Origin of the sequence: Bacillus salacetis, from assembly GCF_049177075.1 — a bacterium.
GTDB lineage: Bacteria > Bacillota > Bacilli > Bacillales > Bacillaceae_B > Rossellomorea > Rossellomorea salacetis_A.
In genome coordinates this window covers 2,044,564-2,068,614 of record NZ_CP185377.1, presented here as the reverse complement: position 1 = coordinate 2,068,614, position 24,051 = coordinate 2,044,564, and the positions used below count along the sequence as shown (strand labels likewise).

The 24,051-nt window shown below is 42.1% G+C and carries 23 protein-coding genes and 3 other annotated features; of the genes, 16 read left to right on the top strand and 7 right to left on the bottom strand.

Translation table 11 applies throughout. The features are described 5' to 3' along the window. The first annotated feature begins 18 nt into the window (after positions 1-18). The 6 genes from ACOJQI_RS10560 to ACOJQI_RS10535 all read left to right on the top strand — a co-directional run bounded on the left by ACOJQI_RS10560 (position 19) and on the right by ACOJQI_RS10535 (position 4,084). A complete protein-coding gene (locus ACOJQI_RS10560; protein WP_421385178.1) occupies positions 19-1,140 on the top strand; it encodes an NADH-dependent flavin oxidoreductase in 1,122 nt (373 codons plus the stop codon). A gap of 538 nt (positions 1,141-1,678) precedes the next feature. Then, on the top strand, positions 1,679-2,275 hold the full coding sequence (locus ACOJQI_RS10555; protein WP_421385177.1) for a nitroreductase family protein: 597 nt from the start codon (positions 1,679-1,681) through the stop codon (positions 2,273-2,275). Positions 2,276-2,456: 181 nt separating this feature from the next. Beyond that, positions 2,457-2,702 (top strand): DUF1450 domain-containing protein, encoded by a 246-nt coding sequence (locus ACOJQI_RS10550; protein WP_421385452.1) that lies wholly within the window; start codon positions 2,457-2,459, stop codon positions 2,700-2,702. 21 nt (positions 2,703-2,723) lie between these two features. Continuing rightward, positions 2,724-3,194, top strand: a complete 471-nt coding sequence (locus ACOJQI_RS10545; protein ID WP_421385176.1) for a hypothetical protein — start codon at positions 2,724-2,726, stop codon at positions 3,192-3,194. Between the two features lie 95 nt (positions 3,195-3,289). After that, the gene (locus ACOJQI_RS10540; protein ID WP_421385175.1) at positions 3,290-3,820 is read left to right on the top strand and encodes an NADPH-dependent FMN reductase; all 531 of its coding nucleotides are present in this window, start codon (positions 3,290-3,292) and stop codon (positions 3,818-3,820) included. A gap of 120 nt (positions 3,821-3,940) precedes the next feature. Next, a complete protein-coding gene (locus ACOJQI_RS10535) occupies positions 3,941-4,084 on the top strand; it encodes a hypothetical protein (protein ID WP_421385174.1) in 144 nt (47 codons plus the stop codon). Positions 4,085-4,131: 47 nt separating this feature from the next. Here the strand turns inward: ACOJQI_RS10535 and ACOJQI_RS10530 are convergent, their stop codons facing one another. Both ACOJQI_RS10530 and ACOJQI_RS10525 read right to left on the bottom strand, forming a co-directional pair. Beyond that, on the bottom strand, positions 4,132-4,758 hold the full coding sequence (locus ACOJQI_RS10530; RefSeq protein WP_421385173.1) for an FMN-dependent NADH-azoreductase: 627 nt from the start codon (positions 4,756-4,758) through the stop codon (positions 4,132-4,134). Between the two features lie 62 nt (positions 4,759-4,820). Then, the gene (locus ACOJQI_RS10525) at positions 4,821-5,255 is read right to left on the bottom strand and encodes a MarR family winged helix-turn-helix transcriptional regulator (protein WP_421385172.1); all 435 of its coding nucleotides are present in this window, start codon (positions 5,253-5,255) and stop codon (positions 4,821-4,823) included. Positions 5,256-5,515: 260 nt separating this feature from the next. Here ACOJQI_RS10525 and ACOJQI_RS10520 point away from each other — a divergent pair, with 260 nt between their 5' ends. From ACOJQI_RS10520 to lysS, 6 genes are all read left to right on the top strand, one after another. Next, the gene (locus ACOJQI_RS10520; protein ID WP_421385171.1) at positions 5,516-6,175 is read left to right on the top strand and encodes a DUF421 domain-containing protein; all 660 of its coding nucleotides are present in this window, start codon (positions 5,516-5,518) and stop codon (positions 6,173-6,175) included. A gap of 200 nt (positions 6,176-6,375) precedes the next feature. Next, positions 6,376-6,852, top strand: coding sequence for a GNAT family N-acetyltransferase (locus ACOJQI_RS10515; RefSeq protein WP_421385170.1), 477 nt, complete (start codon positions 6,376-6,378; stop codon positions 6,850-6,852). Positions 6,853-7,029: 177 nt separating this feature from the next. Further along, positions 7,030-9,213, top strand: a complete 2,184-nt coding sequence (locus ACOJQI_RS10510) for an FUSC family protein (protein WP_421385169.1) — start codon at positions 7,030-7,032, stop codon at positions 9,211-9,213. An 85-nt stretch (positions 9,214-9,298) separates the two neighbouring features. Beyond that, entirely contained in the window at positions 9,299-9,862 is a 564-nt protein-coding gene (locus tag ACOJQI_RS10505) for a nucleotidyltransferase family protein (RefSeq protein WP_421385168.1), read from the top strand. A gap of 119 nt (positions 9,863-9,981) precedes the next feature. Then, positions 9,982-10,662, top strand: a complete 681-nt coding sequence (locus ACOJQI_RS10500; protein ID WP_421385167.1) for a RibD family protein — start codon at positions 9,982-9,984, stop codon at positions 10,660-10,662. Between the two features lie 86 nt (positions 10,663-10,748). Continuing rightward, positions 10,749-11,011: a binding site (T-box leader), on the top strand. 77 nt (positions 11,012-11,088) lie between these two features. Continuing rightward, a complete protein-coding gene (lysS, locus tag ACOJQI_RS10495) occupies positions 11,089-12,549 on the top strand; it encodes a lysine--tRNA ligase (RefSeq protein ID WP_421385166.1) in 1,461 nt (486 codons plus the stop codon). A 407-nt stretch (positions 12,550-12,956) separates the two neighbouring features. On the opposite strand, the gene chrA is transcribed toward lysS, so the two are convergent. Together chrA and ACOJQI_RS10485 are read right to left on the bottom strand one after the other, a co-directional pair. Then, a complete protein-coding gene (gene chrA, locus ACOJQI_RS10490) occupies positions 12,957-14,141 on the bottom strand; it encodes a chromate efflux transporter (RefSeq protein WP_421385165.1) in 1,185 nt (394 codons plus the stop codon). A gap of 16 nt (positions 14,142-14,157) precedes the next feature. Then, positions 14,158-14,466 (bottom strand): PadR family transcriptional regulator, encoded by a 309-nt coding sequence (locus ACOJQI_RS10485; RefSeq protein ID WP_421385164.1) that lies wholly within the window; start codon positions 14,464-14,466, stop codon positions 14,158-14,160. A 213-nt stretch (positions 14,467-14,679) separates the two neighbouring features. On the opposite strand from ACOJQI_RS10485, the gene ACOJQI_RS10480 reads away from it, so the two are divergent. Further along, complete coding sequence (locus ACOJQI_RS10480) at positions 14,680-17,835, top strand: SNF2 helicase associated domain-containing protein (protein WP_421385163.1); 3,156 nt, start codon at positions 14,680-14,682, stop codon at positions 17,833-17,835. Positions 17,836-17,905: 70 nt separating this feature from the next. Here ACOJQI_RS10480 and ACOJQI_RS10475 read toward each other — a convergent pair whose 3' ends face one another. Further along, positions 17,906-18,085 (bottom strand): hypothetical protein, encoded by a 180-nt coding sequence (locus ACOJQI_RS10475; protein ID WP_119546643.1) that lies wholly within the window; start codon positions 18,083-18,085, stop codon positions 17,906-17,908. A gap of 251 nt (positions 18,086-18,336) precedes the next feature. After that, positions 18,337-18,768 (bottom strand): YndM family protein, encoded by a 432-nt coding sequence (locus tag ACOJQI_RS10470; protein WP_421385162.1) that lies wholly within the window; start codon positions 18,766-18,768, stop codon positions 18,337-18,339. 189 nt (positions 18,769-18,957) lie between these two features. Between ACOJQI_RS10470 and ACOJQI_RS10465 the strand changes: the two genes are divergently transcribed. The 3 genes from ACOJQI_RS10465 (at position 18,958) to ACOJQI_RS10455 (ending at position 22,802) form a co-directional block, all read left to right on the top strand. Further along, positions 18,958-20,028 carry a GGDEF domain-containing protein gene (locus tag ACOJQI_RS10465; RefSeq protein ID WP_421385161.1) on the top strand — a complete coding sequence of 357 codons (1,071 nt, stop codon included), beginning with the start codon at positions 18,958-18,960 and terminating at the stop codon, positions 20,026-20,028. Positions 20,029-20,158: 130 nt separating this feature from the next. Continuing rightward, positions 20,159-20,385 (top strand) — a binding site (T-box leader). Positions 20,386-20,432: 47 nt separating this feature from the next. Next, positions 20,433-20,659: a binding site (T-box leader), on the top strand. A gap of 54 nt (positions 20,660-20,713) precedes the next feature. Then, positions 20,714-21,796, top strand: coding sequence for a bifunctional 3-deoxy-7-phosphoheptulonate synthase/chorismate mutase (locus tag ACOJQI_RS10460; protein ID WP_421385160.1), 1,083 nt, complete (start codon positions 20,714-20,716; stop codon positions 21,794-21,796). Positions 21,797-21,950: 154 nt separating this feature from the next. Continuing rightward, positions 21,951-22,802 (top strand): DUF5700 domain-containing putative Zn-dependent protease, encoded by an 852-nt coding sequence (locus ACOJQI_RS10455; protein ID WP_421385159.1) that lies wholly within the window; start codon positions 21,951-21,953, stop codon positions 22,800-22,802. Positions 22,803-22,841: 39 nt separating this feature from the next. On the opposite strand, the gene ACOJQI_RS10450 is transcribed toward ACOJQI_RS10455, so the two are convergent. Further along, the gene (locus ACOJQI_RS10450; protein WP_421385158.1) at positions 22,842-23,849 is read right to left on the bottom strand and encodes a DUF3231 family protein; all 1,008 of its coding nucleotides are present in this window, start codon (positions 23,847-23,849) and stop codon (positions 22,842-22,844) included. Positions 23,850-24,051: the final 202 nt, after the last annotated feature.

Here is a 24,051-nt window from a genome sequence, read left to right as displayed (position 1 = left end):
GAGACAGGAGTGTATGGAATGAATAAAAGTTATCAACCTTTAGTTGAGCCGTTTCAATTTAAAAATGGGGTGCAAATAAAGAACCGGATCGTACTGGCTCCTATGACTAATTTTGCCTCCCATCCTGATGGGACGGTAAGCGATGAAGAAATCAATTACTATATCCGCCGCTCAAAAGGCGTTGGAATGGCTATTACAGCTTGCACATATGTTACACCGAACGGAAAGGGATTTCATGGTGAATTCGGGGCTGATAATGACGATATGATTCCGAGCCTGAAGAGACTTGCAGATTCACTTAAAGAACAAGGATCAAAGGCGATTCTGCAAATTTTCCATGGAGGCAGAGCGTGCCCTCCCGAATTGGTACCGAATGGGGATATCGTCAGTGCAAGTGCCGTGGCTGCTGAAGGAAGCGAGCATACCCCTAGAGCACTGGAGGAAAAGGAAGTAGAAGACATCATCACCGCATTTGGTGAGGCGACGCGCCGTGCTATCCAGGCTGGGTTTGATGGTGTGGAAATCCACGGTGCGAACGGTTATCTCATCCAACAATTCTTTTCACCTCATTCCAACCGCCGTGAAGACAAGTGGGGAGGAAGCCTAGAAAAACGCTTGAATTTCCCTCTTGCTGTTGTCGATGAAGTCAAAAAGGCTGCTGCTGAGCATGGGGATGATTCCTTCATCATCGGCTACCGTTTCTCACCGGAAGAACCGGAAACACCTGGTATCACGATGGATGAAACATTGGTTCTAGTTGACAAATTAGCAGATAAAGACCTGGATTACATCCACGTTTCCCTCATGGACTTCTGGTCTGAGCCAAGGCGCGGTGTAGAACCGGATAAGACACGGATTCAATACCTGCTGGATACAATAGGCGATCGCGCTCCTCTCATTGGAGTCGGCGGCATCCATACACCTGAAGAAGCGGTGAAAGCCATCCAGGCAGGCGTCCCTTTATTGGCCCTTGGCCGAGAACTGATCATGGAACCGGACTGGGTCCAAAAAGTTGAAGAAGGAAAAGAAGACGAAATTGCCACAACTCTTTCTAAAAATGACCAAGAGAAGTTAGTCATCCCTGATTATCTGTGGAATGCAGTTATCAATACACCTGGATGGTTCCCGGTGGAAGAGTAAATTATTTACGCAAGCCTGCCTGATCAATGTGATTGGGCGGGCTTGTTTTTGGGATTGTTTATTTTGTATGTGGATTTTCCTTAACAAGCCAACCATACGAATCAGGACGTTTTTTGTATGTAAGTATTCATACTATTCGTAAGTGTATTCATACCTAACGTTTTACCCCACATACAAATCAAAAAGAATGTCCGCTCCGCTTGGCACAAAGAAGGGTCTTCCATTGCCTCCGACCCTGGATTTATGATGTAATGGATATGAAATCATAGTGTAGAGTTGTTACAACACCTAGTAGGGATTTGAATGTTTTATACGGTTAACCGTCGGTTGATTGGAGCGGAAGGTGTGTGATCTCCTGCGGGACTAGCGGGACAGGTGAGACCCCGCAAGCGAAGCTGAGGAGGCTCACCGCCCGCCCCGCGGAGTCACACACCTGGAGCGGAAATCAACTTGCTTTTTCAAGTGACATTAGTCTAAAAACAAAGAGCCTTACTATATTTTCTACCAGCTTCATATATAAATAACAGGAGGTGACGGAATGGATATTTTGGATGCAATCAAAACGAGAAGAAGCTTGGGTTTGGTAAAAGATGAACCAGTACCTGAAGAAATCATCAATCAAATTCTGGAAGCCGGAAATTGGGCACCGAGCCACTTCCGTACAGAACCATGGCGCTTTTTTGTCCTCAGAGGAGAAGGAAGGCGACCCCTTGGAAAAGTATTGGCCGACATTGCAAAGGAAAACATGGATGATCCATCAACAGAAACCAATCAAAAGAAATTGGAAAAAACATTAGAGAAGCCATTCAGGGCACCGCTTGTCATTACGGTCGCGGTTGAACCTACACCTGATCATCCAAAAGTGATTGATGTTGAAGAATATGGTGCCGCATTCGCCGCAATCCAAAACATGCTGCTGGCCGCCCACGGGCTTGGACTTGGAGGCTTCTGGAGAACCGGAAAACCAACTTATCACTCGAAAATGAAAAAACTCTTTGGTCTGTCGGAAAAAGGGGAAGTACTTGGATTTCTATACTTCGGCTACCCGAAAAGGGATGCTCCGCCCGGAAAGCGTAACGACTTGAACAACTGTGTCAAATGGTTGTCTGACGAAAAGGATTACGAGAATCTATGAAACTCATAATAAAACCCTGCCTTCGGATCCATTCAGGCAGGGTTTTAAAAATTGTCAGTTTTCCTGCGATTTTCAGGAGCCTTTTTTGTTATAATAAATATTTGGGCAAGAATGAAAAGAGGATAATATCCCAGAAACATATATAGCTTTACATCAGGATGCAAAAGGAGGGAGTCACATGATGGGAATTGTCGTAGTGGAGATTTGTGACGGCAGTTTGATCAATTCAATCAATCTTGAAGAGATCCTCGAATCCAAATATCCGGAAGTATCAGTACTGGAAAGCACTTGTCTTTCTTTTTGCGGAATGTGTGCCAAACGTCCATATGCCATTGTCAATGGTAAGAGGATTTTTGCCAAGACGGTAGAGGAATGCCTAGTAAAGATTGAAGAACATATTGAAAACGAACTTGCAATTTATGCATAGGATGGAATGGTGAGGGTAAGCATGAAATTGATTCATATCTATATAAACGCACTGCGCCTGCCGAAGAAACAGGCGCGTATCTTTTTGAATAAGACGACTCTGACAGACACATTGATGTATTTGTTTTCCTTGGTCATCATTATTAATCTTCCCGGATTCCTGAATGTATTTTCAGGTAATACAGAAGCGGACGGATTATTTATCGTTCAATATTTAATTCTTGGTCCATTTTTTGCTGCATTTTCAATACTTGCCGGGATTTCGATTATTTCCAGCGTTTTAGTTGGTATCGCAATGATGGCCAGGCGCAAACTAAAGTATCAATATCTTTGGAAGATGGCGGCATTCTCGCTGCCCTTGCCCATTCTGTTCGCCTTCTTTGCCGATATCCTTTTGAATAAAGACTGGTTTACAAGCGTTATCTTCCTTGTTGTCTTTTTCATCATCCATATAAAAATGATAATGGATTTTCCCAAGCGAAAGCATAAATAACGAAAATTTGACAGTTCTATGTTAATGTAGAATAGTAAAAATTATTAAAATGTTTGCTTAAACAGCATAGTGTAATCATTAGGAGGTATGTATTTATGAAGCTGGTAGGAATTTCAGGAGCTTTGGCCGGTTCGAAAACTGCCATTGCCGTAGAGAAAACGCTGAAAGTTGCAAAGAATCAGGATGCCAATCTGGAGACTGAACTAATCGACCTTAGGGATTATGACGTTGAAATGGTCAAAGGCTACCCTTTGGAAAAATATAATGAAGATACACAGAAAGTCGTTAAAAAAATTCTATCTGCTGATATGCTGGTAATTGGAACACCGATTTATCAGGCTTCCATTTCCGGTGTCCTGAAAAACCTTTTTGACCATATCCCGCAAGAAGCATTTGACGGCAAAGTGGTTGGTATGGTGGCAACAGCAGGTTCAGAAAAGCATTATCTGGTACCCGAGTATCACTTGAAGCCGATTATTTCTTTCCTGAAAGGGATATTGCCGTCCAGAAGTGTGTATGTTCACAACTCCTGCTTTGATGAAACAAACAAGATCACCCATGAAGATGTATTGAACCGAATCACAAAAATGACTGAAGAAATGATTAGATTGCAAAAGACATTATAAAGAATCTGGTTTCAGCAAAAATTCAAAACCCCACTTACTATTATAGGAAATTGGACCCAAAAGTATCCTTTTTAGGATATAATGAGAAAGTAATACATATGCAGTTGGGGGTTTTGAAAGATGAATGCTGAAAAACCGGTTTATTATGATGGGAGCGGGAAGACTCTTCCTTCACTGAATAAGTCTTTTATAAAAGAAACAGTGATTAAGCCTGATTCTAATGACAGTTTGGTTAAGTTTCCTTACTTTCCGTATCAGAAATAAGAAAAGAAGTGGACCGCCTTATAAGAGCGAGTCCACTTCTTTTTTACTTACTTTTGAGCAGCAAGCTCAGCTGCCTTTTTCAATCCTTCTTCAATTATTTCTTCAGCTTTATCCGGGTATTGGTTATGACCTTCAATAATGATGCTTTGTATATCTTTCACTCCCCAGAAATTAAGCATAGTCTGCACGTAATTCACAGACATTTCGGAACTTTGTGCTGGTCCTTCTGAGTAGACTCCGCCTCTGGCGTTGAGCAGTATAACTTTTTTATCTCCGAGAAGTCCTACAGGCCCTTCTGGGGTGTAACGGAATGTTTTGCCTGCTTGCGCCAGGTAGTCAAGATAGGTATGCAGCACAGCAGGGACGGAAAAGTTCCATAATGGGAAAGCGAAGACCACTTTATCTGCCTCCAGAAACTGATTGAGATATCTATTTACGGTTTCTGCTGCCTGCTGCTCTTCAGATGTCAGCTCCATACCTTTGGATAACTTGAACATCCCGCTGATCATATCATTGTTGTAATAAGGAAGATTTTCTTCAAACAAATCCAACTCGATGATGTCGTCTTCTGGATGAGTCTCCTTATAGTTATCTAAAAAGGTATGATAAAGTTTGACACTTACAGATTGTTCAATCGGCCTGCAATTCGCCTTGATAAATAGTACTTTTTCCATGATGAAAACCTCCGTTGTATTCTTTTAAGTTGTTATAGCAACTAAAGGCCCAGAGAGGTGGACTACAACTCTCTTTGAACATTTGAATTGATTTTCAATAGCAATCTCTCCAATTCTGCAAGTTCTTCAGGAGAGATGTCTTTGCACACAATTTTGTTAAATTCTTCAGCTATCGGGAGAACTTTACACCCAAGCTCCTTGCCAGTATCAGTCAGATACAGCTCGAGGGAGCGGCGGTCATTCTGGCAGCTCATTCGCTTGATGAAGCCTTTTTTCTCCAAACTGGACGCCATCCGCGCAATATTTGTCTTGTCTTTGCCTAGTTTTTCAGCAAGTTGATTTTGCGTCATGCCATCCTTCTCCCAAAGAAGCATCATGACAAGGTTCTGCTCAGGTGCGAGTTTGAATTCATCCAGTTTTGACTTGATATAACTGGTGAGATTAAGATCCGTCTTATGAATTTTAATACTGATATAATCCTGAAATTTAATGGTCACTGTTGGCCTCCATTTGGTTAGTTGCTATAACGACTTTTCACTCGAGAAAGTATACTTGTAACCTAAAACAATGTCAAATCAAGACTTCTTCAGGAAAAATCCTTAAATGTAGGAGCAAGATCTGCAAATACACTTTTATACTGATGAAAAGGGGGATGCTCTCACTGATCCCACTGTACTGTACAATATGTGCGTATACATTCTTAATTAAGGGAATCTTAATGTCAAATCATCTCTGGTTGAAGAATTGAGGTAGAAAAGTGATTTTGTTTACTAAGATATTGACCTTATATTTGATTACAATAGCCATAATGAGGATGATGGGGAAATCCACCATCATTCAAATGACACCTTATGATTTAGTAGCCATCATTATTGTAGGGACTATTGCATCAGAACCTCTGATAAGTACTGAATTTAGGCCGACAGTTATGGCTTTAGGAATTCTAGTGGCCCTGCACATCTTATTCTCCAAAATGACATTATGGCAATGGGGGAACCGCTTCTTCCTGGGAGAACCGACTTTGCTTATTAAAAATGGAGAAATTATAGAGGACAACATTGAGAAGTCCATGCTTTCTATCGCACAGCTCTTATCGATCCTTAGGAGCAAGGGCTATCCGAAGGTAACGGATGTAGAATATGCTCTGCTGGAACCGATTGGTGAAGTCAGTGTGATTCCAAAAGCTGAAAATACTCCGGTCACTGTTCAGCATCTGCAGATATCTATTGAAGACGAGGGGCTGCCAATATCAGTGATTGTAGACGGACGAATACAATATCGAAATCTCAAACTGCTTGGCAAAACAAAAGAATGGTTATTGACACAATTGCGTTCACAGTCCTTAGAACAGAAAGACGTCCTATACGCTTATGTAAACGAAAAAAACAAGAAGCTACACATACATAAACGGATGTAACTTTAACGCTCTAAACTGCTAAAAGGGACAGTCCCTCTTAGTATGGTAAAGCGATCTCTTTTTTTGGAATGGGAAGGGATTCTGCTTTTTTAGAGAATAAGTATTTCAGCAGACAAAGGTCTTTTAGAAGAAGTGGTTAAAAACTGGCGCCAGTATAGTGTACCGTTAAATAAGGAGCATTAAAAAGAGAGGGGAAAAGCATGCAGATCCTTGAAATAGAAAAAATTTTAAAGTCTCTAGTCGAAGAGTTTTTTACTACCCACTGGGGAAGTCCTGAAATGGTCATTTCCAGTGGTGTCTATGATTGCAGCAAGCTGGACGGGTTTGTTGTCCTTAATGAAAAAGAAGAGATTATAGGTTTGATAACTTATATCTTTAGGGAAGACGAATGTGAAATCATCTCGTTGGACAGCATTGAAGAAGGAAAGGGAATCGGCAAAGCATTGGTCCAGGCTGTGGAAAGAGCAGCGGAGAAGAGGGGATGCAGTTCAGTGAAACTGGTCACCACCAATGATAACCTCAAAGCTTTGAAGTTCTATCAAAAAAGGGGATATCATTTGTCTAATCTATATATAAACGCGGTGGATAAAGCAAGAAAGCTCAAGCCCGCAATCCCTTTAGTCAGCGAAGACGGGATTCCGATCAGGGATGAGATCGAGCTGGAGAAGGAGTTATAAGGGGTTTATTCCGGATAGTTACAGAGATCAATACACCTTGCCTCAATCAACTTACTGTATTTCCCCGCACGAACTATGGTAGAATCTAAAAACTCTGTACTCGAAGGTTACCCTGGTGTCAGAAGGGGTACGATAATTGAGTAAGATAAACGGTATTTAGTAAAGGTTTGATACATAATGAAACAAATACATCAACATCCTGTCTGGTTCGGCCGTTTTTTGGCCTCGGATCCAGGAAGAAAAAGATTTCAAACTGCAGGGAAAACAACGATCAGTATTATAACGTCCGTCTCCACTATGATATGGCTGTTGAATTGGTTTAACTATGGGACCATTACACCGGCTATTGTATCAGGGATGGTCGGCTTGTTTGGAATCATGCTGGTCATGGATGATACTGCCGCCAAAAAGAAGGTAACAACTTTCATGATCGGGTTGAGTGCAGCACTCGGTGTAACACTTGGATCCCTATTGGCCCCATTTCCTCTCTTCTTGAATGCCTTGATGGTGCTTGTCATTTTCTGTGCCTTCTATTTTTCTCGGTTCCAGATCCGGTATTTCTCAATGGGGATGGCAGGCTTCATGTCGACCTACTTTTCCTCCATTTTAAAACTGGATGCCGCCCATTTATCCTGGTTCTACATTGGAATTCTCTGTGGTGTCGTTTTCGCCTATCTATATAATTTTGTCATTTTCAAAGGGTCTGTTCACGGGCTTAGAAGGGGAATGCGCTCTTTTCATATACAATCCAACTTGACGTTGAACCTTTTAATCCAATGGATTCAGGATCCTGAAAACAGTGCGAAGAAAAAGAAGCTCCTCCAAAAAAATGTACAGAGATTAAATGAGTACTCCCGCCTTGTTGCCGGTGATATTAAGGATGAGGACTTACAAAACCTTTGGCCGGGAATATCTTCATCTCAATTAAGGCTTTATATTTTTGATGCGGAAATGCTGATTCAGACATTGACTGGTTCTGTTGAGAAATTGAGGAAGCTGGGTGCCTTTGAACATAAACAAGTGGAGTCACTGGTTATCTGGGTCATCCGCTCATTGAGAGATGCAGAAGTGCTTTCCCAGAATTATTCTTCCCATGCTCTCGAGGATGCCGAGAAGGCGGTTCAAGGACTGAGGTTATTGCTTACGGAAATTCTGAATGCAGAAGAAGAGCCGGAGAGATGGGTCTATCCCCTTCGCAGAATTGAATCGATTGCAAACCATGTAGTGGAAGCTGCAGTCACTATCCAGGAATCATTGCAATCTACTAATACAGCTGAATTATCTGCTGATGAAGATAAGATAGTAAAAGATGATCCAGAAGATAACAAGAAATCAGACGAAACGAACACCTTAAAACCCTCTACAAGAAAAGCGATTCAAGGACTCGTTGCCGGAATCCTGGCCATCATTACAGGATATATCATCTCTCCTGTACAACCATACTGGGTGCTCCTGACCACATTCATTATCCAAATAGGAACGGAAACTGTGGGCAGGACTTATGTAAAAGGATTTCAACGGTCACTCGGTACCGTCATAGGTGCCATTTTCGGATTTGCAGCAGCCAAGGTTGTAAGCGGACACCCTGTTCTTGAAGTCATTTTACTGTTTGTGGTCATTTTCTTGATGTTTTACGTCTTTGCCGTTTCCTACACATGGATGAGTTTCTTCATTACCATGCTCATTGCCTTCATGTATGATTTGCTGCTTGGCGGGATCAGTGCGGCATTGATTGGGGCGAGGGTCATTGACACAATCGCAGGTGCTCTCATTGCCCTTACCGTCTCTGCCTTCGTCCTGCCGAAAAAGACTAAAGGCAAGGTAACTGAAACGCTGGATGATTTTCTCGAAGAGTTGAAAAACTATACCTCCGTCTATTTAGAGTCGTTCATTAAAGAAGAGTCCAAGGAGTTGACCGATCAGGCTTTTGAATTGGATCAGAAGCTTCAAATCATAAGAGATGAGGCCCAATCCCTGCTGCAGCGGCCTGGTTCAACGAGAAAATCAGGTATCGGCCGATGGATAATGGTTGTGACAGCAATCAATTATTATGCCAAGCACCTGCTTGCGTCCTCACATCGAAACGTGAAGGCCAAACTGCCTGTTGAAATAGAGGAAGTCTTCCTTTCAACAGAAGAAAAATTATCCGAGAATATAGAGGTACTGCAGGATCTTTTAAAAGGAAGAGAAGTCACAGCAAAATTTTGGCCATTGGATGAAGAGAGGGGTAAGATTGAAACCCTTTCACCAAGCAGACAAAAAGGAAAAATCGATTTAATTCATCATTTGTATTATGTGTGGCGCATCAATCAATCGATCATCGCCTTGGGAAAAGAATTGGGTGCAAAAGAGCGGAAGTGAATTCCGTTCTTTTTTTATGGAAAATTCATCCTTTCATTCTGAAGTATGGTACAATAAGAATATATGTTCGGTTGGAGGTGAGTTAATGAACAGTGAAGAAGATATTCTAATGCATATTAAAGAAGATAAGTGGATGATGGACATCCTGAAGGCAGCCCAGTCACTGGAATTGCCAGACTGGTGGATCTGTGCCGGTTTTGTACGTTCAAAAATCTGGGACATCCTGCATGGCTTCCATCAGAGGACAACCATTTCTGATGTGGATGTCGTTTACTTTGATAAAAATAACATTGACGAAGCTTATGAAAAGAAACTGGAAAGCCAGCTAAAAGAGGTCATTCCCGAGGTACCCTGGTCTGTGAAAAATCAAGCAAGAATGCATATTATCAATAATTTACCGCCATACACATCTTCAGTGGATGCCATATCCAAGTTTCCCGAAACCGCAACCGCACTGGGGGTGAAGCTTGATAAAGAAAACAACCTCATCCTTACCGCCCCGCATGGTTTAAAAGATGTCATTCATTTGGAAATAAGACCTGCACCACATATTCAAACATCCAGTGAGCTGACAACCCTATATGAAGATAGAATACATACCAAGAATTGGCCAAAAACCTGGCATAAAGTTAAAGTCTTTTTTGAGTGACAATGTGGAATCAAGTAACAGAAGAATCCAGTTGGATATAGAGATTGCTAATTTAAATGAAATATATATTAAGAAGTGAAGGGCTTCTTAATGAAATGAATAGAAATTGGGGTGTATTCATGAAAAGACCTAAAGTCATTTTAAATGTTTTCTCATCTATAGACGGGAGGATTACGACTTCGCCCGACACCAACGTCATGGAGTGGACTGCACAAGGATTGGACGGCGATGCCAATGACATTACCCACCGTCTGTATGATGAACTTGATTGTGATTCCCTTTTGTCCGGCAGTGAGAGCTTAATGGTTTGGGGGAATGACTGGGTAGAGCTTCAGACACCTATCCATGAACCACAACTGTCAAAAGCATATATCGTGTTTGATGGAAGAGGCAGGATTAACTGGCAGCAGACGAATGGACTAATCGTCGTTACCCGGGAAGATGTAGAAGATTCCTATATTAATCAATTACGCGAAAAGAAGATTACTTACATTCAAGCAGGAAGCGGGGCTCACATAGACATCGGACTGGCGCTAAATCAATTATATGAAATGGGCTTCCGTACAATTGGCCTTAGCGGCGGGGGTTCGATTAATGGAGCTTTCATAAGGGCAGGCTTCCTCGACGAAATCAGTTTGGTCCTGGCTCCCCTGATCATCGGCGGACGCACAACACCAACGATATTCGATTGTGAAAATCTATTATCCCTTGATGACGCTTCTTCACTGGAACTGATGAAGACTAAACCGGTTGGGGACAAGGGAGCAGTCTGGCTGCATTACCGGGTACTTAAAAAATGATTTCCAATTAGATAAAAAATAGAAAAGAACCTATTGACATACCCATTTTATTCCTCTAAAATATCCATTAATTATCAATAACGGCATAAACGGCATTGACGAGAAGAGTAGTTTTGAACCATTATTCACAGAGAGTCCCGGCTGGTGGAAAGGGACAATGATGTTCTTAATGAAAAAAGACTCTGAGCCTCGTATGGATCTAAGATGAATCTTAGTGATGGTACGACGGGATCTCCCGTTACAGAGATAGAGTATAACCAATATTAATTGGCGTACTCGAAGAGATTGGTATGGCGACATGCCAATAAACTGAGGTGTTACCGCGAAGTTCATAACTCTCGTCCTCAAGATTTTTTAATCTTGGGGGTGGGAGTTTTTTTATTGCATTTTTTTAGTACAAATAAAAGGAAGGGATGAATACAAAATATGAGCAGCGAACAAATTGAACGCCGATTGCAAAAATTGAACACTATGAGATCTAATGGTATGAATGTGTACCCTGAAAGATTTTTGAAAAATTATGAACTTTATGAAGCGTCCTTGCTGGAGGACGGAACAGAAGATGTCCGGACAGCTGGAAGAATCACAAGTATCAGGAGTTTCAGCAAGTTAAGTTTTATAACGATTTCTGACATTCAGGGATCCCTGCAGCTTTTGTTAAATAAGCAGGAAGCGGGGGAAGAGCTCTTTTCACAATTCCATCAACTTATTGATATTGGAGATTTTATCGGAGTGGAAGGAAAGATGTATACTACAAAATCAGGCGAAAAGACACTTAGAATTGAAACTTATGAGTTTCTTGGAAAAGCATTAAAGCCTTTACCGGAAAAGTGGCATGGTCTTACAAATATTGAACTCCGATACAGGCAGCGATATCTGGATATGATCATGACAAAGGAAACAAAAAACAGGGTCCTTATCAGATCCAAACTAATACAATCTGTACGCAGATTCTTTGAAGACTATAACTTCATCGAGGTAGAAACACCTATATTGCAGCATACCTCATCTGGTGCACTTGCAAAGCCATTCACGACTTATCATAATGCTTTGGATACTGAATTGAACCTTCGGATTGCACCTGAAACTTATTTAAAGCGACTGATCGTCGGAGGATTCACAAAAATTTTTGAAGTAGCCAAGTGCTTCAGGAATGAGGGGACCAGCCCTCAGCATCTCCAGGAATTTACTATGGTTGAAGGATATGCTGCTTATTGGAACTATCAAGATACAATGAAATTCATGAGGGAAATGCTTATGGATGTTTTAGTAAAAACATTTAATACGACAACGATAACCCTGGGAGAGCAAACCATTGATTTCTCAGAGCAGTGGGAGGTGGTATCCTTTAGAGACATTATTTTTAGAAATACTGGGATAGACATCAACCTTTTTCCTGACGTGAAGGATCTGCTTCAGGAAACGGAAAGAAGAAATATTAAGTTGGATAATGCTGAAATCGAAAATATGGGAAGGGGGAATTTCATTGATCATCTGTACAAGAAAACTTGCAGGCCTCTCATCGTAAAGCCAACTTTCCTTGTGCAGCATCCAATCGATCTGTCTCCTTTAGCCCGAGCCAATGATGAAAATCCGCTCCTTACCGACCGATTCCAGTTAGTGGTCAACGGTGCAGAAATCATCAATGCCTACTCAGAACTCGTTGATCCAGTTGAACAGAGAAGAAGATTAGAAAACCAGGCACTGTTAAAAAGCAGTGGTGATGCAGAAGCAATGGAAATGGATGAAGAATACCTGGCCGCAATGGAGCATGGGATGCCGCCGATATCCGGATGGGGATTTGGCATCGACCGGCTGCTGATGGTCCTGACCGACTGTGCAACCATTAAAGATTGTGTTTACTTTCCGTTGACTAAGAAGATATAGGAAACACTAATTTGTTTTTCTTAGCTGAGAGAGGCTCGTATTCCATCTGAAATTATCCTATTTTGTTTTTCTCAGATGGAATCCGGCCGTTTTTCCATCTCTAAGCTAAGAACTTATGCTTGCAGAGATGGAATAAACTAATATTCCATCTCTAACAATCCTATTTTATTTTTCTGAGATGGAATCCGGTCGTTTTTCCATCTCTATTCGATAAAATCAGGCTTGCACAGATGGAAGAAGCTTGTATTCCATCTGAAATTATCCTATTTTGTTTTTCTCAGATGGAATCCGGCTCCTTTTCCATCTCAAATACAAAAAAACAAGCTGCTCTGGATCGAAATAGCCACCCCGCCGGCGCATATAACAGCAACAATCAAAAAAGACCGCCAAATAGGCAGTCCCATTAATCAAATCAACCCTATCAACCAGCCGCCAACGGCTCCAGTCAGCACAACAATCCAAGGCGGCAGCTTCCAATATACCAGCATGCTGAACAGAACAGCCGCAAACGCAAAATCAACAGGTGCAAGGATTGAACTAGTCCAAATCGGATGATAGAACGCTGAAATCAAGATCCCGATCACTGCAGCATTGACACCCATCAACGCTCCCTTGATCTTCGGATTTCTGCGCAGAGTATCCCAGAATGGAAGCGTACCATAAATCAGGAGGAAGGCAGGCAGGAAGATAGCAGCCGTTGCCAATAGGCCGCCCTGCCAGCCGTTCATCACTGCACCAAGATATGCTGCAAAGGTGAACAGAGGCCCTGGGACAGCCTGTGCTGCACCGTACCCGGCTAGGAAGGCTTCTTCACTCAGCCAGCCTGTTGGAACAAATTCACGTTCCAATAAGGGAAGGACTACGTGGCCGCCGCCGAATACGAGGGAACCTGACCGGTAAAAGCTGTCAAACATGGCAATCCAATTTAAAGCAGTGGCTTCTCTTAAAATCGGGAGAAGAACCAGCAAGCCAAAAAACAGGACCAGACAAACAGCGGCAAACGTTTTAGAAATGGGAACTTTGATTTCCGCATCCCCTAAATCGGCTTGATTTTTAAATAGTAGGAAGCCGGCCAGTGCTGCTGCCAGGATTATGCCTACCTGCGTAAAAGTTGTCTGCCAAAGGAGAGTGACAACAAGTGCGATAAGGGCAAATGTTTTTCTTGATAAGTCTGGTGTCAGCTTCTTTGACATTCCCAGGATGGCGTGCGCAACGACGGCAACCGCTACGATTTTCAATCCGTGGATCCATCCTGCATCGGTTACATCGAACTCTTTCAGAAGCAGGGCGAACAGAATCAAAGCAATGACCGAAGGAAGGGTGAATCCCAGGAAAGATACTATGCCGCCAATAGCACCAGCCCGCATGACCCCGATCCCGATTCCGACCTGACTGCTCGCAGGCCCGGGAAGGAATTGACAAAGGGCTACTAAATCAGCGTAACTTTTTTCATCCATCCATTTTTTCCGCCTGATATATTCATTATGAAAATACCCGAGATGAGCTACCGGACCGCCAAATGAGGTCAATCCCAGCCGCGTCGATATGATTAGAATTTCTAAAAGAGTTCGTAGACCCGTCTTCTTTTTCACTATATACACCTGCTTTTCAATCTTTTATTTCCTTGAACAATTCATAAGCCTTCTTACGGGCTTCATCAAGAATCTCATTGCCTTTTTCCGTTGTTGTATAGTATTTCCTGATTTTCCCTTCAACCTTTTTGTCTTCCTTTACGAGGAGGCCGTCCGATTCCATCGAATGCAGGATGGGATAGAGCGTACCCGAACTGATATTGTATCCGTGTTCTTTGAGCTCTTCTACCATCCAAGTCCCATATACCGGGTGTTCTTTTGCATGATGCAGAATATGGATATGGATAAAACCGAGAAACAATTTCCGCAAGACCTTATCTTCCAAGTGAAAACCCTCCATATAAAATAATTTCTAAATACAATATCGAAAACCGATATCGAAATAATACATGATTACAGATATGAAATCAATCGGATTCAAAACAATTTACATTCTCTTAACATTTCACTGTACTGAGAAAAAAGAAGAAGGGCCTCTTCCCCTGTAAATATGATAAAATGCTGATAGCACCATAGCCTTGAAGGAAGGAGAAAAACATTGAACTCTAAATTAAATTCAAAATTCATCACTGATATGTGCGGCAGCGTCTCCTTCAAAAGAGGTGAAGTTTACTATAAAAACAATGCTGTTGAGATAGAGGACTATCAACATAATTACTGTAAAGCCATTGTAAAAGGCGGGGAACGATTCGAGGTCATTGTCACTAAGGATGCCCATGGTGATATCCATACAAATTGCTCCTGCCCGAAACTGGCCTCCTTTACACTCGAGTGCCAGCATGTGGCAGCGGTTCTGCTCGCAATTAAGGACAGGCAGCAGGGGGGACAGGACCTGGCCGATGGGTTCCTGAACCTTTTTAATAATAAAAATAAGAAAACAAGCGGATACCAGCGACATTTTGAAACAAGAACGATATTGGATGTTGAATTCACGATAAAACCCGTCTTGACCAATGAAGATGCCTATCTTTTTGGTATGGAACTGATGGTCAACCGGCGGAAGGTCACTGATATTCGAACATTTTTACAGAATGTCCGAGAAGGGCAAATCTTCACCATTGCTGATGACCTGACTTACGATCCGCAATATCACTGCTTTGAAAACGATAAAGATAAGGTGATAACAGAGCTCATCCATATAGTGCATGATGAAAAGGTCTATTTAACCGATATGCACAATAAAGACCAGATCCTGCTTATCCCCCCAACATCATGGGAGCAGCTTTGCCCCTTATTATTGAACGAGGAAGATATCACTTTAGATGATGCCGGCCACTTATTTAACGGGCTGAGCTCATCTGAAAAACCTCTTCCGCTCAAGTTTACTTTCGATAATACGAAGGAGGAAGAGTACGTACTAAAGGTAAGGGGACTTCATTGGATGATTGTGTTTCTTCCCTATAATGCCGTGTTGCGTGAAGGGATCCTGTATCCATTGAGCCCAGAAGATTGCCAAAGACTCGCCGATATCAAAACAATGCTCGAAACCACGGGGACGAATGAGATTCCTATTCCGGGAGATAAGATCGGATACTTCCTGGAAAAAGTGGCCGTAGATTTGAAACGCCTCGGGCACGTGGAGATTGCAGGCTCTTTAAGAGAAAAATATATGAGAACCCCGCTTACGGCCAAGCTCTACCTTGACAGGGTCAGAAACAGGCTGCTGGCAGGTCTCGAATTTCAGTATGATAATATCGTCATCAACCCATTAGAAGAAAAAGAGGTTCCTACTGGGGATATGCTCGTGAGGGATACTCAAAAGGAAAAAGAAATACTCCGGATAATGGATGAAAGTTCATTTGCCAAAACGGAAGGCGGCTATATTCTTCAAAACGAAGAGCTCGAGTACGAGTTTCTCTATTACATGGTGCCAAAGCTCAAGAAACTGGCGGGCATTTATGCAACTACTGCGGTCAGGAACCGGATATTCACTGGCAAGTCAACTCCAAAGATCCGCATCAAGGTTAAGAGGGACCGGATGAACTGGCTGGAATTCAAGTTTGATATGGATGGTATCCCTGAAAGGGAGATCCATGAGCTCTTATCAGCCTTGGAAGAAAAGAGAAAGTATTACCGGCTGCAAAACGGATCGCTTCTCTCATTGGAGACAAAGGAGATTCAGGAGATTCAACGTTTTCTGAGGAGCTCGCAGGCTGACCATATCGACTTTGCCAAAGGATTGGCCCTGCCGATGAACCAATGCTTGGACTTGCTTGATCATGTGGAATCCAATGACAGCTTCAGAATGGAGAAGACTTTTCGTGATTTTTTAGAAAGCCTAAGGAACCCTGGCAGTTTGACCTTTCCAGTTCCAGAAAATCTTTCTCCCATATTAAGAGATTATCAGAAAAAAGGCTTTCATTGGATGAAATCCCTGGCGCACTATGGATTTGGAGGAGTCCTTGCGGATGACATGGGACTTGGCAAAACGCTCCAGAGCATAACGTTCATTCAATCAATCCTGCCAGATATACGCCAACATTCACAGCCTGCCCTGATTGTCTGCCCTTCATCACTGACCTATAACTGGCTCGGGGAATTCAGGAAATTCTCTCCAGGTATTAAAGCAGTAATCATCGATGGAGAAAAAAGCCGGAGACAGGAACGGCAAAGGAATCTTAAAGATACGGATGTAGTCATCACTTCATACCCTTTACTCAGGAAGGATATCCACTGGTTTGAAAAACAACATTTTTCTGTTGTGTTTTATGATGAAGCCCAATACTTTAAGAATCCTGTTACACAGACAGCAAGAGCGGTGAAGAAGATCCAGGCGGAACACCGGTTTGCCCTGACTGGGACACCCATTGAGAATTCAATCGAAGAGCTATGGTCGATTTATCATGTTGTCTTTCCTCAATTGTTCCTTGGATTAAAAGATTACAGCCAGTTAACCAGGAAAACCATCGCCCGCAGATTACAGCCCTTTATGCTCAGGAGGGTAAAGGAAGAGGTACTGTCAGAACTGCCTGCAAAGCTGGAAACACGTGAATCAGTCGAACTTCTGCCAGAACAGAAAAAATTGTATGCTGCCTACCTGGCCAAACTGAAACATGATACCTTGAAGCACCTCGATAAGGATACACTGAGGAAAAACAAAATCAGAATTCTTGCGGGAATCACCCGCCTAAGGCAGATCTGCTGCCACCCTGGTCTTTTTGTCGATGGCTACACAGGAAACTCCGCTAAGCTGGTGCAGCTGATGACTATCATTGAGGAGGCGATGGCCTCGGGCAGAAGGGTCCTTATATTCTCCCAATTCACAAGGATGCTGGATTTTATAGGGAGAGATTTGGCAGGGAAGGGGATTCCTTTCTTTTATCTTGATGGATCCACTCCTTCTGAAGAAAGAATCGATTTATGCAATCGTTATAATGAAGGGGAACGGGATATCTTCCTGATCTCACTGAAAGCTGGCGGAACCGGCCTTAACCTCCACAGTGCAGACACAGTCATTTTATATGATACCTGGTGGAACCCTGCTGTAGAGGAGCAGGCGGCCGACCGTGCACACCGGATGGGGCAGCAGAATACTGTCCAAGTCATCAAGCTGGTGGCAAGCGGGACTATTGAAGAGAAGATGAATGAGCTCCAGGAAAAGAAGAGGAACCTTGTTGAAGAGCTGATCACTTCTCAAGAAAAAAAGGATTCAACCCTTACCGAAGAAGACATCAGAGAAATTCTAAACATATAAAGAACAAGCCTGGACATCCGTCCAGGCTTGTTCTTCTATAAGATTCAATTAATAAAAGTGAGTGCTATTTTCAGCTGATTTTATTCAGTATACTCTTCGTATGCTCTGTGTCAATCTCTTTCATCAACTGTTGCAGTTCTTCTTTCGTATTGCTGTCCAGTCCATTATAGATCAGCAAAGCTTTTGTCTCATCAGAAGTAACGATCCTTCGATAAAGCTTCGAAATTTTTTTACTCCTGTGACTTTCCATTTAACCACCTCGTGAAAAAGATTGATTTAATTATAATACTGAATGAAATGTCTTATCAATACATAAGTATTAAAAATTTGTGAAAATGAGTACTTTATCCAATAAATTGTAAAAAAATTAAAATAATTAAGGGCGAAAATACTTACATTTGGTTCTTTGATGCAGAGTTGAGTAAGGATTTAAAAAAAGTTGCAGTTGACAGAAAATCCAAAGACCCTGAACAGGGCTGCGTTCAAGGTCTTTGGGAAAATTCATTCTTTTTCCGGCTTTGGGTCCTGATCTTCAGCGAACTCATATGCGAACGATTGATTGAATGCTGGTCTTGTTTCCCGTACTACCGGAGTGATATTTTTGAGGATATAGGAATGTACAAGCACTTCTGAACCTGCAATTAAAAGCGCGGATATAATACTTCCCCAAGCTACCTGCAAATAACTCTCAAACAAAATACCTCCAAAGATCCAGACAATCAAATAGGTAAGGAAGAAGTCAGTTACGACTGCATTCATCTTTCCAATACGCGGCAGAAGTATTTGATCCCCGACAAAATAAGAAGCAACCGTAATCAGCAAGCTGAAGGATAAAATGTCAACGAATGCGGCCTCAAAGAATAGATCCAAACTGATCCAAAAAACAATCAGGCTGGCAACGAATTTCATCAATAGAACGTTTAAATGCTTCACGAAGAAAAACTCCTTTTTTACCTTAGTTTTGCGCAAATGGGGAAAGTACATACCTAACAATCAGTTGTTAAGAAATTCAAAGCATCGCAGCACCGATAAACTGCTGAGACTTTATAAGGAACGAAAATCATGCAATTTCTAAATATTAGTAATATAATTAGCATAGATAGAATAAAGGTGGTAGCCATCTTGATAAAAAAATACCTGTATCAAAATGAAAGCTTTACAGCGCTAAAACGTAAAATTTACATAACCCTTCTTCCAGTATTTATAGCGGCTTTCGTTCTTGTATTGGCGGTCTTATATGTCAGCCAGGGCTTCATCGATCCGCTCAACGGGGTTTCCTTCAGCCTGCTTATCGGCGGCCTCACATGGTGCTGGCTTGCCATCGTGAAGAAACCCTCTTCATTCTTGATAATAGAACTCTTTATTTTTACCATTGCGGCTTCACTTTTCTTATTACGAATGTTGGTGGTCATAGTAGATGACCTGGGTGTTCAAGGAGACGACCATTTGGGAACTGTTGCTTACTGGACAGCGATTTATTATTTTTTAGTGTTCTTCACTTTCAGGGGCAAAGGGGCACTGGTAACATCCTTATTAAGTTTTTCAATAGTGGCGGTAACAGGGGCCTATCATATCTTTTTCAGCAGCAATGTCAATGGGGACACTGTTGATACAGTCATTCAATATTCCGTTGCCACACTTGGCACTATCATTACTTTATTTTACATACAAAGGATGATTGAGGGATATCTGGAGTCGGAAATCACCAAAATTCATGCAAACACTGATTATTTAACCAAACTGCCAAACCGGAGAAGAATCGAACAAATTTTAGGAACAGAAGTAAAGAAACATGCTTCTAATGGCACACCATTTACAGTATCCATGTTTGATATAGACTTCTTCAAAAAGGTGAATGACTACTTCGGACATGATGTCGGAGACAGTGTTCTTCAGGAATTGACAGCCCTGATCCTGGCTGAAAAGCGTGAAAACGAGTATTTCGGCAGATGGGGCGGTGAGGAGTTTCTACTGATATTCGCTGGTGTGACACTTGATGAAAGCAGGGAAAGAGCAGAAACCATCTGCACCTTAATCCATCATCATGCTTTTGAAAAGGTATCCAACCTCACCTGCAGCTTTGGCCTGGCTGAATATGATGCCAACGAGGAATTAAAAGACCTGTTGAAGAGGACAGACGAGGCGTTATATCACGCAAAAGATAACGGCAGAAACAGGGTGGAATGTGCTTAAACCACACCTCTCTCATAGCATTTTGATAGGTACTTGGACCTTTTTTGGTTTTTTTCAGAGAAAAGATTGACATTAAGGTTCGATACACCATATAATACCGGAAAGTAAGAATTTTCGAACTAATCATTTTTAAAATGCATTGATGGGAACCGAGTAGTGCTTTATCTTCCTGTTCAGAGAGCTGATGGTGGTGCGAATCAGTCAAAGGTAAAGGATGAATTACAGTCCCGGAGCTTCTTTTTCGTAGTAAAGCAATGGCTTTATGAAGGGAAAGACGGTCAATCGATCGTTAACAACGTTGAGTGGTGAAGACTTAACTTCACAACCTGGGTGGTACCGCGATGATTCGTCCCTGCTGATATACAATCAGTGGGGACTTTTTTATTTCTCACCCTTAAACTGAATACCCGGCAATGAAAGGATCCCAGTAGTGTTATGCCTCCCTGTCCAGAGAGCTGATGGTGGTGCGAATCAGTCAAAGGTGAACATGAATTACAATCCCGGAGCTTCTTTTTCGTAGTAAAGCGGCTGCTTTATGAAGGGAAGGACGGTCAATCGATCGTTATCAAAAAAGAGTGGTGAACAGTTTTGTTCACAATAAGGGTGGTACCGCGAGATTTTCGTCCCTGTCGTTTCTACGGCAGGGTTTTTTTGTTTATCAAAAATGAAAATGGAGGAATGCAGAATGAGTGTTACAAACAAATTAGGGATAGTGGAATTACGTCATAAAATCGATGATATCAACCTGCAGCTGCTGGAACTGTTGAATGAACGGGCAGAGATTGTTAAAGAGATCGGTCGTAACAAAAAAGAAGGGGTGAACCGCTTTGATCCGGTGAGAGAGCGGGAATCTCTTGATATGATTCTAAAAAAACACGACGGACCTTTTGAATCTTCAACCATCGTCCATATTTTCAAGGAAATCTTTAAGGCCAGCCTTGAATTGCAGGAGGATGACCACCGGAAAGCTCTTCTGGTTTCCCGTAAAGATCATCCGGAAGATACAGTTGTCAATATAAATGGAACGTTAATCGGGAACGGTGTACAGAATTTCATCATGGGGCCATGTGCCGTTGAAAGTTATGAGCAGGTCAAAGAAGTGGCAAAAGCAATGAAGGCTCAAGGACTTACTTTATTAAGGGGAGGTGCTTTTAAACCAAGAACATCCCCTTACGATTTCCAGGGACTTGGGCTTGAAGGCCTGAAAATCCTGCGACAAGTAGCTGATGAGGAAGGACTCTCCGTTGTCAGTGAAATCCTTTCACCACAGGACGTCGAAGAAGCACTGGATTACGTGGATGTAATTCAAATAGGAGCAAGAAACATGCAGAACTTCGAATTGCTCAAAACGGTCGGCAAAGTGAATAAGCCCGTTTTGCTTAAACGGGGGTTGTCAGCCACGATTGAAGAGTTTATCCATGCGGCGGAATACATCTACTCAGAAGGAAATAAAGCTATTATTCTTTGTGAACGCGGAATCAGAACATATGAAAAGGCCACTCGAAATACATTGGACATATCCGCTGTCCCTATTTTGAAAAAAGAAACACACCTGCCTGTTGTGGTGGATGTCACTCATTCCACCGGCAGAAAAGATCTGCTTTTCCCTGCAGCCAAAGCAGCATTGGCCATTGGAGCAGATGCCGTCATGGCGGAAGTCCACCCAGACCCGGCCGTTGCACTGTCTGATTCTTCCCAGCAGATGAATATCGATGAATTTAACGATTTCATGGAAAAACTAATTGAGTTCAAAACCAGGCTTGCTTAAAAAGAGAATGAAACATTGAGATATGAAAAATGGTAACCAAAAGAAACAAAGCATGACTTCGCAAAGGGGGCATGCTCTTCTTCATTTATGGCAGGATATTGAATCACAGAGGTCGAACCTAAAGGATATACCCAACAGAATAGAGGAGAAAAGGATGATCCAAAACACACTGCCAGACTTCCTGGACTTAAATCACTCAAAAGAAAACATCACCATTTCTGATTTAGAACATTATTACAGCATGTATCCAGAAGTGTTCACTGAGTACTTCAACTATCACTGTCCCAAAACAGAAGAAAGGCTTACAGCCGCTATTGAGAAATATCCTGGAAAGATAGAAAACATCCGAGCCATTTCCAAAACACTTCCTGAAATCATTACTAATGTTTTAGCGATCTATAACCAGCGTTTTGAGACCAATACAAAGTTAAACTTTCATTTACTGGTTGGAGGATTCGGATCTAATGCTTTTGTGGAGAGGAAGATAATCGGCGATGTATTCTTTGCTGCCGAAAAACTATCTCAAGAAGAATCTCATCTCCAAATTATCGCTGCTCATGAAATTGGGCATGTTTATCACAACATACTCTCGGAACAGATTGAAATGGACTGGAGTAAAGTAGACTGGACAAATGGGCTGGTTACCTTGTACAGAGAAGGAGTTGCCACTTATCTCTCAATGGTTACAGTTCCTGGTGCGCATGAATCAGTTTACTTTTCATATGATGCGGAGGGTTCAGACTGGCTGACATTTTCTCAGGAAAATCTAGCGCAAATTAAACAGAGATTCCTGCTGGATGCAGAAGCTGGATGGACATTTGAGAAAGAGAGAGAATGGTTCAGGCTTTCAGGAGGGAGTCATTTCGGATATAACCGCTTGGGATATTTTCTTGGGACTGCTTATGTGAAAGATTTGGTGAGTAAGATTGGACTTGATGAAACATTGATATATTGGAACAAAAAGGACGTTAAACAAGATGTCATTGACTGGCTGAAGATAAAGTGAACGTCCTGCAGCCAGAAGCATGGACGTTCGAATAGACTCTTATTTAATTAACTTATTTCGGTCTTCCATGCTCGGCGGCTGTTCAAGCCAGCCATTCTTGGCCATGATTTTCCCGCCGTCCTGACCAAACGTCAGGATATCTTTTGCTTTCTCTATCAGCTTCAGCGGCAGGTCGCTTCGCAAACTGAAAGCCGTCCCGATCGCATTGCTGCCGAGACCAAAGCTGCAGAATAGGCTTGTACAGTACATCATCAATTTATCGGAAAACGGAGGAACTTTAGAGTCCGTCGCCTTTGCCCCCCATGTTGACGGCGGCTGGATGTCGCTCTGAATCAATAAGTTCGAGAAGTCACTAACAATCTTCTTTGACAACTCCTTTCCCTTGACAAAGTATCTTTTCACTTCAGGCTCATTGGCAACCTGTGCAAAGCCGGTCATGAGCTGCATACCGAAAACATTGGTTTCAATGGCAAAATATAAATAAGAGATTTCTACCGTGTTCAACGCTCTTTTCTCAGAAAACAGATTGAAGCCTGACATGTAGTTCGGACCTTCAGCAAACTCAACAACTTTAGGCATCGTTACAGAGGGCGCACTCGGCAAGACATCCTTTTCTTGAAGATAGTCCACACATCTGTCGGACACACTCTGAGTAAAAGCGGTCAGTTCCTTATAAAGAAGAATGATGTCTTTGCGGTAAGACATGCTTAAATGGAGGGTGTGGAGCCCCATACTGATTTCCTTGATAACACGAAGAAACATGATATCAAAATGATTATCAAAAAGTTTCGGAACACCTTTATGGACATCCTCCTCGGTAAATCCGATGGGGATCACCGCACCCTCTTCTTGTAAAATTCCAATGACACGGTCTATATACCCAATTAGTTTGGTATGGGTATCTTGAAGGATTTCCTTTGCCTGCTCATCTTCAGCACATTCAATGAAGTATTCGAGAATCCGCCTGCTCATCGTCTTTTCCTGGTACGTCATCCATAAAGTTGCCAATTCCGTAGCGCTTATAGCTTTATCTTGTGTCACAATCATCCATCCTTTTTTAGATTCGTGCGTTGACTTGCTTCATTATAAAGTTTGTTATTTTTATTTGGACTATACATATTCTAGAAAAAATGTCTATGGTTTGTGTAAATTCAGAAGTTTGAAAACTGTACACCCAATTTCTTCGTGAAAAATGGTAAACTATACATATGTTAATTATTGAAGCCAATGTGGATAAAGGAAGGTAAAC